At 64.9% G+C, this 12,676-nt stretch carries 16 protein-coding genes and 1 tRNA gene; 9 read left to right on the forward strand and 8 right to left on the reverse strand.

Annotated elements, in window-relative coordinates; translation table 11 throughout:
• Positions 1 to 115 precede the first annotated feature (115 nt).
• From ATE59_RS04675 to aroA, 4 genes are read right to left on the reverse strand one after another with little or no spacing between them, the layout of a single operon-like run.
• Entirely contained in the window at positions 116 to 745 is a 630-nt protein-coding gene (locus ATE59_RS04675) for a (d)CMP kinase (protein WP_058811377.1), read from the reverse strand.
• Positions 742 to 1,017 (reverse strand): CBU_0592 family membrane protein, encoded by a 276-nt coding sequence (locus ATE59_RS04680; protein WP_231737183.1) that lies wholly within the window; start codon positions 1,015 to 1,017, stop codon positions 742 to 744. Before ATE59_RS04680 ends, ATE59_RS04675 begins: the two co-directional genes overlap by 4 nt.
• Positions 1,014 to 1,670, reverse strand: coding sequence for a hypothetical protein (locus tag ATE59_RS04685; RefSeq protein WP_058811378.1), 657 nt, complete (start codon positions 1,668 to 1,670; stop codon positions 1,014 to 1,016). The genes ATE59_RS04680 and ATE59_RS04685 overlap by 4 nt, the downstream gene beginning before the upstream one ends.
• On the reverse strand, positions 1,667 to 2,995 hold the full coding sequence (gene aroA, locus ATE59_RS04690; RefSeq protein WP_058811852.1) for a 3-phosphoshikimate 1-carboxyvinyltransferase: 1,329 nt from the start codon (positions 2,993 to 2,995) through the stop codon (positions 1,667 to 1,669). The genes ATE59_RS04685 and aroA overlap by 4 nt, the downstream gene beginning before the upstream one ends.
• Before the next feature lie 124 nt (positions 2,996 to 3,119).
• Between aroA and ATE59_RS04695 the strand changes: the two genes are divergently transcribed.
• Both ATE59_RS04695 and ATE59_RS04700 read left to right on the forward strand, forming a co-directional pair.
• A complete protein-coding gene (locus ATE59_RS04695) occupies positions 3,120 to 3,440 on the forward strand; it encodes a TIGR02300 family protein (protein ID WP_003044196.1) in 321 nt (106 codons plus the stop codon).
• 121 nt (positions 3,441 to 3,561) lie between these two features.
• Positions 3,562 to 3,637, forward strand: a tRNA-Ala gene (locus tag ATE59_RS04700).
• A gap of 74 nt (positions 3,638 to 3,711) precedes the next feature.
• On the opposite strand, the gene ATE59_RS04705 is transcribed toward ATE59_RS04700, so the two are convergent.
• Complete coding sequence (locus ATE59_RS04705; protein WP_058811379.1) at positions 3,712 to 4,158, reverse strand: RrF2 family transcriptional regulator; 447 nt, start codon at positions 4,156 to 4,158, stop codon at positions 3,712 to 3,714.
• Positions 4,159 to 4,320: 162 nt separating this feature from the next.
• Here ATE59_RS04705 and ATE59_RS04710 point away from each other — a divergent pair, with 162 nt between their 5' ends.
• The 3 genes from ATE59_RS04710 to ATE59_RS04720 all read left to right on the forward strand — a co-directional run bounded on the left by ATE59_RS04710 (position 4,321) and on the right by ATE59_RS04720 (position 6,255).
• Positions 4,321 to 4,884 carry a hypothetical protein gene (locus tag ATE59_RS04710; protein WP_058811854.1) on the forward strand — a complete coding sequence of 188 codons (564 nt, stop codon included), beginning with the start codon at positions 4,321 to 4,323 and terminating at the stop codon, positions 4,882 to 4,884.
• A gap of 1 nt (position 4,885) precedes the next feature.
• Positions 4,886 to 5,581: a hypothetical protein gene (locus ATE59_RS04715; RefSeq protein ID WP_231737184.1), complete on the forward strand. Its 696-nt coding sequence runs from the start codon at positions 4,886 to 4,888 to the stop codon at positions 5,579 to 5,581.
• 71 nt (positions 5,582 to 5,652) lie between these two features.
• A complete protein-coding gene (locus ATE59_RS04720) occupies positions 5,653 to 6,255 on the forward strand; it encodes an HD domain-containing protein (RefSeq protein WP_003044182.1) in 603 nt (200 codons plus the stop codon).
• Between the two features lie 91 nt (positions 6,256 to 6,346).
• Here ATE59_RS04720 and ATE59_RS04725 read toward each other — a convergent pair whose 3' ends face one another.
• The gene (locus ATE59_RS04725) at positions 6,347 to 7,150 is read right to left on the reverse strand and encodes an enoyl-CoA hydratase-related protein (RefSeq protein ID WP_003044180.1); all 804 of its coding nucleotides are present in this window, start codon (positions 7,148 to 7,150) and stop codon (positions 6,347 to 6,349) included.
• 206 nt (positions 7,151 to 7,356) lie between these two features.
• Here ATE59_RS04725 and ATE59_RS04730 point away from each other — a divergent pair, with 206 nt between their 5' ends.
• Complete coding sequence (locus ATE59_RS04730; protein ID WP_058811855.1) at positions 7,357 to 8,625, forward strand: MFS transporter; 1,269 nt, start codon at positions 7,357 to 7,359, stop codon at positions 8,623 to 8,625.
• A 74-nt stretch (positions 8,626 to 8,699) separates the two neighbouring features.
• Positions 8,700 to 9,863: an aspartyl protease family protein gene (locus ATE59_RS04735; RefSeq protein WP_058811380.1), complete on the forward strand. Its 1,164-nt coding sequence runs from the start codon at positions 8,700 to 8,702 to the stop codon at positions 9,861 to 9,863.
• Here ATE59_RS04735 and rsmD read toward each other — a convergent pair.
• A complete protein-coding gene (rsmD, locus tag ATE59_RS04740) occupies positions 9,860 to 10,402 on the reverse strand; it encodes a 16S rRNA (guanine(966)-N(2))-methyltransferase RsmD (protein ID WP_058811381.1) in 543 nt (180 codons plus the stop codon). The two genes, ATE59_RS04735 and rsmD, sit on opposite strands and share 4 nt — an antisense overlap.
• Positions 10,402 to 11,256 (reverse strand): pseudouridine synthase, encoded by an 855-nt coding sequence (locus tag ATE59_RS04745; RefSeq protein ID WP_040590028.1) that lies wholly within the window; start codon positions 11,254 to 11,256, stop codon positions 10,402 to 10,404. Before ATE59_RS04745 ends, rsmD begins: the two co-directional genes overlap by 1 nt.
• A 157-nt stretch (positions 11,257 to 11,413) precedes the next feature.
• Between ATE59_RS04745 and ATE59_RS04750 the strand changes: the two genes are divergently transcribed.
• Together ATE59_RS04750 and ATE59_RS04755 are read left to right on the forward strand one after the other, a co-directional pair.
• Positions 11,414 to 11,851 carry a response regulator gene (locus ATE59_RS04750; RefSeq protein WP_003044165.1) on the forward strand — a complete coding sequence of 146 codons (438 nt, stop codon included), beginning with the start codon at positions 11,414 to 11,416 and terminating at the stop codon, positions 11,849 to 11,851.
• Positions 11,852 to 11,909: 58 nt separating this feature from the next.
• The gene (locus tag ATE59_RS04755; RefSeq protein ID WP_197409131.1) at positions 11,910 to 12,647 is read left to right on the forward strand and encodes a DUF1223 domain-containing protein; all 738 of its coding nucleotides are present in this window, start codon (positions 11,910 to 11,912) and stop codon (positions 12,645 to 12,647) included.
• Positions 12,648 to 12,676: the final 29 nt, after the last annotated feature.

The following is a 12,676-nucleotide window of genomic DNA, read 5'->3' on the forward strand; positions in this document are numbered from 1 at the left end:
TGGAGCGGCGGTTCGTCCGTGCCTCGACCGGCCACAAGGCCCGTCGGACGGCGCGCGTATAGTCGCGAACGCGGCTTTCGGCAAGGCGAAAAGCCCTATCGGCCGCGGGCTCCTGTCAGCCGCGCGCCTTTGTCCGTTCCGTGACGAAGGCGATGGCGGCGGCGATCGCGGCATCGCGGTCCATCGCCGAGGTGTCGAGCAGCATCGCATCGTCGGCACGGAGCAGGGGGGCGTCGGCACGGCCCGTATCGCGGGCATCGCGAGCGCGAACATCGGCGAGCACCGCATCATAGCCGATCTCGACCGCGCGCCCCAGCATCTCGGCATGCCGGCGGCGGGCGCGTTCCTCGGCACTCGCCGTCACGAACAGCTTGGCGTCGGCGTGCGGCGCGATCACCGTGCCGATATCGCGCCCGTCGAGCACGGCGCCGCTGGGCTGGTTGGCGAAATCGACCTGCCGCTGGAACAGCGCCTTGCGCACCGCGGGATGCACCGACGCGCGGCTGGCGAGGCTGCCCGTACTTTCATAACGAAGCGCGGGATCGTCGAGCAAGGCGTCCGGAAAATCGCACGCGGTGAGGGCGTCGGCCGCCTTGTCCGGATCGCCATGATTGAGCTGCGTCTGATAGCCCACAGCGCGATAGAGCAGCCCGGTATCGAGCACGGGGAGGCCAAAATGCTCGGCAAGCGCCTTGGCGATGGTGCCCTTGCCCGACGCAGTAGGGCCGTCGACCGCGATAATCATGCCGAATCACCGCGGGTACGGCGCGCGCGGAGGGCGCGCAGCAAGCCCCAGGAAGCGATCAGCGCCCAAGCCGCTTCGAGCAGAAACGCCGCCAAGTTGAAATGAACCGACAGCGAGATCAGCAGCAAAATCGCGCCGACAAGGTTCACCGCATTGAACAGCAACTGGTCCAGCGTCTTGGCCATGTTTGCATAGGCGAATGCAGCGATGAACAGGATGCTGCCGATGATGCCGATCGCGTTCGCGGCAAAGGAGGAGATATAGGCGCTCATATGAATTGATAGCCGTCAAATCGCACGCGGAGCAGCCGGCCATCGTGGTCGAAGCCGATTTCGACCCAGCCGGGGTTGAGCGTCGCGCCGCATTCGACGGGGCCGACGTTTCCCGACACGAGCGACGGGTCGCAGTCGAACGCCACATCGGGCAGAAAGCGGCGAACCCGGGCCATCACCTCGGACTGGTCGCGCGCCGTCCCGATATCGAGCGCGCCGATCGGTCGCCCTTCGAACTCGCTTGCCTCCACCGTCTTGATCATGACACGGAGGTCGTCGGCGCCGTCTCCGTACAGAAAATGACGCACACCGGCGGCGTCGCGCCGTTCGCAGCCCTCGTCGGCGATGCAGGGCTCGTCGTCGATCGGCCGAAGTCCGCTGCCGGCGTCTGCCGCACGGCTATCGATCGGATAATCGGAAAAGCTCCGGTCGACCCGAAGCTGCGCACCGCTCGGACAATATTCGACGTCGCCGTCGCACGTCGCGCTGGTGACCGATGCTGTCGGGTCCGGCGCGCGCGCTGTATCGGCAAAGGCGCCCGCCGTGTCGGCAGTTGTCGGAAGGGTGGCGCCCTGTTGCGCGCCGGCCGCGCCGGCACTTAGGCCGAGGAGCGCGATCGGGGCCGCGATGGACAGGATGGGACGACGGTTCATCGCTGCAGGCCCTCCAGCAACGCCTCGAAATTGGGAAAGCTCGTTGCGACCGGTGCCATATCGTCGATCGTCACGGGGGCCTTGCTGACGAGGCCCGCGATGGCGAAGCTCATGCAGATGCGGTGGTCGAGATGGCCGGCGATGGTCGCGCCGCCGGGCAGCGGGTCACCGCCGGTGCCGTGGATGACGAGGCCGTCCTCGCTCTCCTCGACCCGCACGCCGATCGCCGCGAGGCCCGCGGCCATGACCGACAGCCGGTCGCTTTCCTTGACGCGCAGCTCGTCGAGGCCGGTCGTCACCGTCGTCCCCTCGGCAAGCGCGGCGGCGACGAAGAGAATCGGATATTCGTCGATCATGCTCGGCGCGACTGCCGGATCGACCGCGATGCCGCGGAGCAGGCTGTGGCGGACGCGCAGGTCGGCGACGGGCTCGCCGCCGATTTCGCGGGGATCGAGCAGTTCTATATCCCCGCCCATCGCCTGCAGCACCTCGACAAGTCCGGCGCGGGTCGGATTGAGGCCGACATTGGCAATGGTGACGTCCGATCCGGGAACGAGGAGCGCCGCGACAATGAAGAAGGCGGCCGACGAGGGGTCGCCCGGAACGACGATCGTCTGCGGCTGCAATTCGGCTTCGCCCATCACCGAAATCCAGCGGGTGCCGTCGGGTTCTACTTCGACGTCCAGCGTGGCGCCGAAGCCCTTGAGCATCCGTTCGCTATGGTCGCGCGTCGGCACGGGTTCGATCACGGTGGTGATTCCCGGCGTATTGAGGCCGGCGAGCAGGATCGCCGACTTGACCTGCGCCGAGGCGACCGGAAGCCGATATTCGATCGGCACCGCGGGCGCGAGGCCGCGCACCATCAAGGGAAGGCGGCCACCCGGCGAGGCCGAGATGTCAGCGCCCATCTGCGACAACGGATCGATGACGCGCCCCATCGGGCGCCCCGACAGGCTGGCATCGCCGACGAAAGTGGTCGTGATCGGATGGCTGGAAACAAGGCCCATCAGCAGGCGCGTCGAGGTGCCGCTGTTGCCCATGTCGAGCGCTTCGCGCGGCTGGAGCAGGCCGCCGACACCGACGCCTTCAATGACCCAGTCGCCGTCGCCGGTGCGGTCGATATTCGCGCCCATCGCGCGCATGGCCGCGGCGGTGGCGAGGACATCATGCCCCTCAAGCAGCCCGCTCACGCGGCTGGTGCCGACCGCGAGCGCCAACAACATCAGGGCGCGATGCGAAATGCTCTTGTCGCCGGGAATCGCGATCCTACCTTTAAGCGGAGCGGACGCGGCGAAGCTGCGGGGGCGGGCAGTCTGGTCAGTCATGGCGTGCGGCTTTTGACAGCGGCCCGACAATCTGGCAAGGCGCACGCCGATTTGACGGATCGCCGGCCCGGCGCCCATCTTTTTCCGAAATATCAACCGATTTCCAAAAGGTTACGAGGCTTATATGGTAAAGGCTGAATGGGGCACGAAGCGTAGCTGCCCGAAATGTGCCACCCGATTCTACGATTTGACCAAGGATGATCCGGTCAGCTGCATCAATTGCGGCTATTCCTGGATTCCGGAATCGGTGCTGAAATCGAAGCAGCCGATGCCCTTCGAGGAAGTCGAGAAGCCGACCAAGGTCAAGGAAGAGGCCATCGACGAGGATCTGGATCTGGACGTCGATGTCGATGAAGACAGCGATTCGCCGGATAACGATGTCGATCTGGGCGGCGATGACGATCTGGGCGTCGCCACCGGCGACGACGAAGACGACGAAAGCTGATTTTTCGGCGAGGGGCCAAAAAAGCATCGCGGAGATGCATTTGGCCCCTTGCATCGAACGCAGGCGCTGCTAAAGGCGGCGTCCCGGTCGCACCACCCAGGGCGGCCAGACGAAATGGCATGGGGCCTTAGCTCAGCTGGGAGAGCGCTACAATGGCATTGTAGAGGTCAGCGGTTCGATCCCGCTAGGCTCCACCATTTCCTCGAAAACAAGAGGTCCGACGCACCGGCGTTCGGGCCTTTTTCTTTGCCGTGCCGGTTGGCGTGGCGCGTCAGAGCGCCATTTCTTCCTTTTCGAACAAGGGTTCGAAGCCGATCGGGTCGGCCAGGCTGATCCGGTCGAGGATCGCGGCGGTATCGTCGCGCACCTTCAGCATCAGCGTGCGCATCCGGCATTCGGCTTCGGGCAGGCAATTCTTGCAGGTTTCGTGGGCGTTGCGGCTGGCGCACGGCACCAGCGCGAGCGATCCGCGCGTCAGGCGCACAAGATCGCCATAGCTGATGTCGACCGGCGGCAGCGCGAGCTGATAGCCGCCATCGCGTCCGCGCTGCGAGATGAGCAGCCCTTCGCGCGCCATTTCCGACAGGATGACGGTCAGGAATTTGGGCGGGATATTCTGCGCCTCGGCAATGTCCGCGAGTTGGACCTGACCCTTGCCCCAATGATCGGCAAGATGCTGAAAGGCACGTATCGTGTAGCGGGTCTTCTGCGAGAGCATGGCGCGCTGTCTGATCCACTTTGCCGATAATTTCAACCTCCCGACATGACAATTATCGCCTCAGCGCCAGCCCCATTGATTGAAATCACAGCGCGGCCTAGTTTCGCCGCGATAAGCGGGGTCGCGATCAAGGGTTTTGGCACGGGTTTTTTGGAGCCGCATATGAAGCGAATCATGTTGGTCCCCGCTTGGGCCGCCGTCACCTTGCTGGCGGTGGCGCCCGCGCAGGCGCAGTTCGGCGGGCTGCTGCGCAAGGTCACGACGCCGACCCCCGCCCCGACGTCGAGCGAAAGCGACAACGGCGGTTGTCCCAAGGGCAAGAAGGGCAGCAGCGTCGGCCGCGGCATATTGGGCGGTGTGATCCGGGATGCGGTGGGCGACGCGGCCAGCAAGGCAGGGGTCTATTCCTATGTGCCGATCGCCGAGGTCAGCGGGACGCTGACCGACGCCATCGCTTGCCGCCTCGACCCCGCCGAACAGGTGCAGGCCGCCAAGGCCACCGAAGAGGTGACACGCGGCGAAGCGGTCGGCACGACGTCGAACTGGACCAGCGAAACGCGCGACAATGTCAGCGGGTCGTCGACCGTGGCTTCGATCAACACAGAGGACGGCGGCAGGAAGTGCATGACCGTCAACGACTTCGTGATCGTCGATGGCGAGGAAACCCGTGTGTCGAAACGCATGTGCAAGGGGCCGGGTGATACGCGCTATGTTCTTGCGGCCTGAATTGCCGAAGCTCGCCCTCACGGCGCTTGCGGTCGTCAGCCTGACCGCGGCGACCGAGATGGACCCGATCAATCCGACCTGTCCGCTCAACCCCAATTGGTCGGCCAATCCGACGATGAAGCTGACGGTCGAAAAGCGCGGCACGATGAAGGTGATGCTCGCCGAAGGCCGCGTTGATTCGGGACTGCCCGACCGGCTGAGCGCCGCGCTGAAGGCCAATCCGGACGTATCCGAGATATGGCTGCGTTCGCCCGGCGGCGATGCGCGCGCCGGCAACGCCGCGGGGCGCATCATCCGGTCGAACCCCGGCCTTGCGACGCGCATACCGAGCGGCTGGGCCTGTTTCAGCGCCTGCAATTTCGTCTTCATGGGCGGCGCGCCGCGGCTGATCGAGCCGGGCGGCGAGTTCATCGTCCATATGTTCACCAGCACCGGCGACCGCTCGCTGATCGACGAAAGCGTGGCGATGGGCACCGATGCGACGACCGAGCTGATCGGCGACGTCGAACAGGACAGCGCGCTGCTGGCGAGCGAGGACAATGATTTCCTGATCAAGATGGGCGTGTCGCGCAAATTGCTGACCGACATCATGTATCGGCAGAAGGCGGTGAAGGGCAGCGGCCCGGACAAATCGACGCGCCGCTGCCTGACGCTCGACGAAGCGCTGAAATATGGCGTGACCTACGCGGTAGAATAGCTACGGCTGAACAGCGTTGCATATCGCAACGAAACGCATAGACTGGCCGCCGATATATGGGAGAGCCAGCCATGACCGACATGACGCACGATCACGCATCCTTCCGTTCGATGATCGACGGGACGCAGGAAGATTGGGATATCATCGCGCGCGAGCAGAAGGAATTTGCGCCGCAGAACGGCAAGCGCATCCTCGATCATCTGAAACTGCTTGGCGGCGATTATGGCGGCTTTCCCGTCGACCGGCTCGAGCATTGCCTGCAGACCGCTACGCGCGCGCATCGCGATGGGCGCGACGAGGAATATGTCGTGATGGCGCTGCTCCACGACATTGGTGACACGCTGGGTGCGTTCAACCATCCCGATGTCGCGGCGGCGATCCTCAAGCCCTTCCTGTCAGAAGAAAATCTGTGGATCGTCCAGCACCACGGCATCTTCCAGGGCCATTATTTCTTCCACTATCTCGGGCTCGATCGCGACATGCGCGACCAGTTCAAGGACCATCCCTATTACGCGGCGTGCGCCGAATTCTGCGAGAAATACGACGCGCCGGCGTTCGACCCCGACTATGAAAGCGAACCGCTGGAATTCTTCGAGCCGATGGTGATGCGTCTCTGCTCCTATCCGCGCACGAGCATCTACAAGAAGGTGATGGTCGAAGAAGCGGCGGAGTAGGCCGCAGCGTTCATGGGTAATACCCGGCGAAAGCCGGGGTCAGAAGGCGCGCAAAAGGACCCCGGCTTTCGCCGGGGAGCACCAGAGTAGCTTATTTGCCCTTGAACTCGGTCTTGCGCTTCTGAAGGAAGGCCGCGATGCCCTCGGCGGCATCGGCGCTGTTGCCGGCCAGATATTGGCCCATCGCCTCGGCATCGAGCGTGTCGGCATAGCTTTGCGTCAAGCCGCCGCGCAGCACCTTGCGCATCGTGCCGAGCGCAACCGTCGGTCCGCTGGCCAGCCGCTTTGCGAGCGCTTCGGCTTCGGCCATCAGCGCGTCATCCTCGACCGCCTTGTAAATCAGTCCCCAATCGGCGGCCTGTTCGGCCGAGATTTTCTCGCCGAGCATCATCATCTGCGTCGCGCGCGGCAGGCCGACGAGCCGTGGCAGCAGCCACGACGATCCGCCGTCGGGGACGAGGCCGATATTGACGAAAGCCTGGAGGAAATAGGCGCTTTTGCCAGCAATCGCGAAATCGCCCGACAGCGCAAAGCTGCATCCGACCCCTGCGGCGGGGCCGTTGACCGCGGTCACGACCGGAATGTCGAGATTGGCGAGCGCGAGCAGCATCGGGTTATAATGGTTGCGCAGCGCCTTGCGACTGTTCGCGCCGCCGCCGACAGCAGTTGCGCTGCGATCGCCCGCCAGATCCGCGCCCGAACAGAAACCGCGACCCTCACCGGTAATCAGCAGCGCACGCGCGCCAAGGACGCCCATCCAGTCGAGCGCGGCGCGGATATCGTCGGCCATCGCGGGCGGCATCGAATTGAGCCGTTCGGGACGGTTGAGCGTGATCTTCGCGACATTGTCGCTGCACGCGAGCTTGATCGTGTCGAAGGTCGGTATGTCGGTCATGGGGAAGAATCCTCTCGCGGTCTTTACCTTTACGTTCACGTAAAGGTGTGACCGATTCGGAGGATGAGTGCAAGGGGCGTTGCACGGTAGCGACAGTGCGCTCGGGCCCCGATGCCCCGCGCCGGTTTGACATCGCGTCGGCAATCGCACACCGGAACAGATGATAACTGGGGTGATTTGACCGGGGGGGGAGGGCGACTGTGAATCTGGAGCCATATCGGAGACATCGCCGAATTTTGACCGCAAGTCTGGTCGGCACCGCAGTCGAATTTTATGATTTTTATATCTACGGCACCGCGGCTGCGCTGGTCTTCGGGCCGCTTTTCTTTCCTTCGGAATCGCCGTCGGCGCAGCTGATGCTCAGCTTCATGAGCTTCGGGCTCGCTTTTTTCGCACGGCCGGTCGGCGCCGTCGTGTTCGGCCATTTCGGCGACCGGATCGGGCGGAAGTCGACGCTCGTCGCCTCGCTGATGCTGATGGGGGCCTCGACGCTGCTTATCGCCTTTCTGCCGACCTTTGCGATGGTCGGCTGGGTCGCACCGTTGCTGCTGTGCATCTTGCGGTTCGGGCAGGGCTTCGGGCTGGGCGGGGAATGGGGCGGTGCGGCGCTGCTCGCGGTCGAAAATGCGCCGCCGGGATGGCAGTCGCGCTTCGGCATGTTCCCGCAGCTTGGCGCGCCGGTCGGGTTCATCGCCGCCAACGGACTGTTCCTGCTCCTTGGCCTTTGGCTGAGCGATGCCGATTTTGCGGCGTGGGGCTGGCGTATACCCTTTCTTGTTTCCGCCGTGCTCGTCGGCCTTGGCCTGTGGGTTCGGCTAAAGATCGGTGAGACGCCGGCCTTTTCGGAGGCGCTGGAGCGCGACGCGCCTGTCGGCGTGCCGATCGGCGAGTTGCTGCGCGGCCACTTCGTCGCGACGCTTGCCGGAACCTTCGCGGTCGTCGCCTGTTTCGCGATCTTTTATCTCGCGACCAGCTTCGCCCTTGCGCACGGCACCACCACGCTCGGCTATCCGAAGGAAGAGTTTCTCCTCATCCAGCTTGGCGCGATCCTGTTCATGGCGGCCGGCATTATCTTTGCGGGTTATGCCAGCGATGCCTCCAGCGCGCAGCGCGTGCTGCGCTGGGGATGCGGCGCGACGATGCTCGTCGGCCTGCTGTTCGGTCCGGCGCTGGCCTCGGGGAGCTGGCTGACGATCTTCGCAGGTCTCGCCACATCGCTGTTCGTGATGGGCCTCGTCTACGGCCCGCTCGGGAGCTGGCTGACCGGCCTGTTCCCCGTGCGCGTCCGCTACACCGGCGCGTCGGTCGCCTTCAATGTCGGCGGCATATTGGGCGGCGCAGCCGCGCCGATCGCGGCGCAGGCGCTCGGTGACTGGCGCGGCACCGAGGTCGTCGGCCTCTATCTGGCGCTCGCCGGACTGGTCAGCTTTTGCGGTCTGGCCTTGGTGACAAAAATTGAACGCGGTGACGCGTGAGGCGCAATGTCATTGCCGCGTCATCATTGAATCTCTAACAAACGGATAGTCTCCCACCACCGCGAGATCTGCCCATGTCCTTGATCGCCCGCCGTTCTTTCATCGCCTCATGGCCGGTCATCGCCGGCCTCATGCTGCCCGGCTCCGCCGCGGCGCTGGCGCCAACAGTATTCGCCGCACCGATCCGGCTGCAGGGCAATCGCGTCTGGCTTGATGTGTCGGTGGAAGGCTTGCCTCCCGAACCGTTCATTCTCGACACCGGGACCACGGAAAGTCTGATTTCGGATAGCTGGGCGAACTCCGTCAAGCTGCGCGAGCGGGGCGCGAGCATAATCGGCGGCCTGGGCGGGGTCGAGCGAACGTCGGTCCTTCGGGTCGAGGATGTCGTGATCGGCGGCACTTTTCGCATCCCCTATATGGAATTTCACGGCACCAAGTCGGTCGTCGATTCGCGCACCCGGGGATTGATCGGCGCGCCGCTGTTTACCGATATGGACAGCGATCTTGATTTCGTCGCGAACCAGTGGCGCATCTATCCCGATGGCCGTAGCGAGCGGCCTGGCATGTATCTGATACCGCAAAGCTATATGCCCCGCCGGGCGAGCTACGGTTTGACCACGCCCGTGCAGATCGGCGATTTTTCCGGGCGCTTCCTGATCGACACAGGCGCACCCCGCAACATCCTGCTCGATGGCAAGGCGGCGCGCGACATCGGTTGGTGGGATAGCGAACGACCCTATGTTCCCGTGCGTGCAAGCGGCTTCGGTAAAGGAAGTCTGCGGACCCGTATGTTCCGGGCGGACAAGGTCCTTCTTCACAAATTCGCCTTTCCGCGCGCGCTGGTCACGCTCGCCGAGCCCGGCCCGCGAAACGGCAATTTCGATAATGTCGAGGGGCTGGTCGGGTTGGACATGATCCGCCATTTCCACCTTTCAACGGACCCCAAGCGCAAACAGCTATGGATGGCGCCCAACGGACTCGATTTTGCAGGAACCGAGCGCTATCCGATGTCGGGGCTTTGGCTTGACCGCAAAGGCACGCGTATCGTGATCGAGGATGTCGGCAACGGCAGCCCGGCCAAGGACGCCGGGCTGCAACCGGGTGATACGCTTGTGGGGGTCGAATGGAACGCGATGTTGCGCCGGCTGGGCGGCAAGCCCGGGGATCAAGTCGCGTTCGATTATGAACGCGACGGGAAGCGCGGTCACGCGCAGTTCAATCTGAAGCCCTATCTTTAGTCGGCACGGAGCAGCGTGAGCTTCGCTTTCCCGACCTTTCGCTCGGCTTCGATGGCGAAGCCGGCAACGTCGACGCTTTCCTTCTCGCCCGTTTCGATCGAGATCCAGCTATCGGCATCGACCCAGCCGAGCCGCGCCAGCTTGTCGAGCGCGACGCTGCCGGCACCCGTCGCATAGGGCGCATCGAGCAGCAGCAGATCGAAACTGCGTGGCGCTGGCCCAAGCGCGAGGACCGAACCGGCCCGTACCTCGGCACGGGCAGCCGCGCCGAGCGCCGCCAGATTCTTGCGCAGGGCGTCGATCGCCTCGCGATCCTGCTCACCGAACAGGCACTGCGCGGCGCCGCGCGACAAGGCCTCGATCCCCAGCGCGCCCGACCCCGCGAACAGGTCGGCGACATACAAGCCCTCGAAACTACCGAGCCGGCTTGCAAGCATGGAGAAGAGTGTCTCGCGCGTGCGGTCGGCGGTCGGGCGAGTGGCATCATTCTTGGGCGCGATCAACTTGCGACCGCGCCATTCGCCGGAAATGACGCGCATCAGCTCATCCGCCGCCGGAACTGGAACAAGGCATCGCGTGGTACGACCTCGACCGCGCCGACATCGAGGCCGTCGAGCTCGAAAGCGCCATATCGCGTCCGGATCAGGCGGCTCACCTGCAGCCCCAGATGTTCGAGCACGCGACGAACCTCGCGATTCTTGCCCTCGGTCAGCGTCAGCTCGATCCACTGGTTGCGCCCCGTCCGCCGTTCGAGATTGGCGTCGATCTTGCCATAGCGGACCCCGTCGATCTCGACCCCCTCGACCAGTTCCTCGAGCTGCGCTTGGCTGATGTCGCCAAACGCGCGGGCGCGATAGGTGCGCTCGACCCCGCTGGCGGGCAGTTCGAGCTGGCGCTTGAATTCGCCGTCATTGGTCAGCAACAGCAAGCCCTCGGTATTATAGTCGAGCCGCCCGACGGGCATCAGCCGCGGCAGCCCCTTGGGCAGCACGTCATAAATCGTCTTGCGTCCCTTGGGGTCGCGCGCCGCGGTCAGGCAGCCGACCGGCTTGTAGAAGCGATAGAGGCGCGTCGATACGGGCTTTGCGACCGGATTGCCGTCGACGGTCAAGCCCTCGAGCGATGAGAGCAGCGGCGCCGGTTGCACGATCACCGCGCCGTTCAGTGCAATGCGGCCTTCCTCGATCATTCGTTCGACATCGCGCCGTGACCCGACGCCAGCGCGCGCCAGGAGCTTGGTGATGCGCTGCGGCCCGTCCTCGCGCTCCTCTTCCTTCGGCGGAGCCTTACGCGGCGGTTGTGCAGCGCGCGCACTGCGGCGGCCACGCGGAGCGTCGCCCTGCGGGGAAGCGGGCGGGCGGGACGGCGAACGGGGTGGGCGGCGTGTCGTCATCGGAACGGATGCGGCTTTCATATCGTTATTCGGGAAAAGGGATGTTGTAATATGGCCACGCTCATAGCCGGAAAAGTGTCGCTTCGTCGATGGCAAGCAAAAGCAATCTTGCGAGGACGCGCACGCAGAGTCATGCGGCGGACGGAAGGTAGGTAAAATGCTCTTCGCGTCCCGCCCGTCCTGCTTCAAACGGCTGCTGATCGTCGAGGATGATCCGCTGGTCGCTTTCGACAATGAGCGGACCCTGAAGCATGGTGGCTATGACGTCGTTGCGACGGTCGATTCGGGCGAAGCGGCTGTCGCGATGCTGGCAGACAAGACGATCGATGCGCTGATCCTCGACCTCAAGCTCGCGGGGCACATGACGGGACGCGAGGTTGCGCGGCTCGCGCGCGACCGCGGCGTTGCCGTACTGCTGGTAACGGGGCAATGTCCCGAAGATGCGGGCGACATCGCGCTCGCCTGCCTGACCAAGCCGCACGGGGCGGCGGCGCTTCTCCACGCGGTTCGCGCCGTCGAGACGATGGTGTGCAAGCACAAGATGCCGCGCAAGGTGAGCGGGATGCAGACCTATTGGCGTCCCGAGGCCGCGTAACCGGCCCGCTGCCTCCACCGAACCGGCGGTTGAGTGCCGATGCGCGAGGAGGATCCCGTTGAAGATATTGCTTCCGCTGTTCAGCTTGGCTTTGGGGGCGGCCGCCGCGCTCCTGTTCGGGCCATCCGATCGACCGTCCGCCGCCATCGCGGCTTCGACGCCGCCCGCGGCGCCCGTGCTGGTCGAGTTGTTCACCAGCCAGGGTTGTTCCTCCTGTCCGCCCGCCGACCGGTTGCTCGAGAGACTGGATGCCGAAGGCTCCGTGGTCGCGGTCAGCCGCCCCGTTACCTATTGGGACCGGCTGGGATGGAAGGATACGCTCGCGCGCGCCGCGAATGATGCGCTTCAGGACCGCTATGCGCGGCGCGGGCTGCCGGGGGCGGGTGTTTATACCCCCGAAGCCGTCGTGCAGGGGAGCGCGGCCGCCGTCGGATCGGACGAGCGGGCGCTGCGCCGGATGATCGGCGCCGCGCCAAGCGACGCGGCGCTTCGCCTCGACGGCGGCCGTGTGGTCGCTTCGCGGTCCGCAGCGGGTGCCGAATTGCGCTTCCTGGCGATCGCGCACCGCGCCTCGGTCGACGTCGCCCGCGGCGAGAATGGCAACCGGAGGCTGGGTTATACCAATGTCGTGCTGGCCGAGGCGGCGGCTCCTTGCCCCGCAAGCGGCGCCTGCGCGGCCGCAATGCCCGCAGCGATCGCGGGCCAGCGCGGGGCCGACCGCTGGGCGGTGCTGTTGCAGGACCGCGCCGGCGGGCGCGTGCACGCCGTCCGCTGGATCGGGCGCCCCGCCAAATAGATGCTTCCAATTTGGTCCTGTTGCTTTAG

This window comes from Sphingopyxis sp. A083 (genome assembly GCF_001468495.1).
Taxonomy (GTDB): domain Bacteria; phylum Pseudomonadota; class Alphaproteobacteria; order Sphingomonadales; family Sphingomonadaceae; genus Sphingopyxis; species Sphingopyxis terrae.

Coding starts and splice junctions, on each gene's coding strand:
- ATE59_RS04705 (WP_058811379.1), bottom strand. CDS start 4,158: ATGCTCTCGCAGAAGACCCGCTACACGATACGTGCCTTTCAGCATCTT.
- ATE59_RS04680 (WP_231737183.1), bottom strand. CDS start 1,017: ATGAGCGCCTATATCTCCTCCTTTGCCGCGAACGCGATCGGCATCATC.
- ATE59_RS04735 (WP_058811380.1), top strand. CDS start 8,700: ATGTCCTTGATCGCCCGCCGTTCTTTCATCGCCTCATGGCCGGTCATC.
- ATE59_RS04675 (WP_058811377.1), bottom strand. CDS start 745: ATGATTATCGCGGTCGACGGCCCTACTGCGTCGGGCAAGGGCACCATC.
- ATE59_RS04695 (WP_003044196.1), top strand. CDS start 3,120: ATGGTAAAGGCTGAATGGGGCACGAAGCGTAGCTGCCCGAAATGTGCC.
- rsmD (WP_058811381.1), bottom strand. CDS start 10,402: ATGCGCGTCATTTCCGGCGAATGGCGCGGTCGCAAGTTGATCGCGCCC.
- ATE59_RS04710 (WP_058811854.1), top strand. CDS start 4,321: ATGAAGCGAATCATGTTGGTCCCCGCTTGGGCCGCCGTCACCTTGCTG.
- ATE59_RS04685 (WP_058811378.1), bottom strand. CDS start 1,670: ATGAACCGTCGTCCCATCCTGTCCATCGCGGCCCCGATCGCGCTCCTC.
- ATE59_RS04745 (WP_040590028.1), bottom strand. CDS start 11,256: ATGACGACACGCCGCCCACCCCGTTCGCCGTCCCGCCCGCCCGCTTCC.
- ATE59_RS04750 (WP_003044165.1), top strand. CDS start 11,414: ATGCTCTTCGCGTCCCGCCCGTCCTGCTTCAAACGGCTGCTGATCGTC.
- aroA (WP_058811852.1), bottom strand. CDS start 2,995: ATGACTGACCAGACTGCCCGCCCCCGCAGCTTCGCCGCGTCCGCTCCG.
- ATE59_RS04725 (WP_003044180.1), bottom strand. CDS start 7,150: ATGACCGACATACCGACCTTCGACACGATCAAGCTCGCGTGCAGCGAC.
- ATE59_RS04720 (WP_003044182.1), top strand. CDS start 5,653: ATGACCGACATGACGCACGATCACGCATCCTTCCGTTCGATGATCGAC.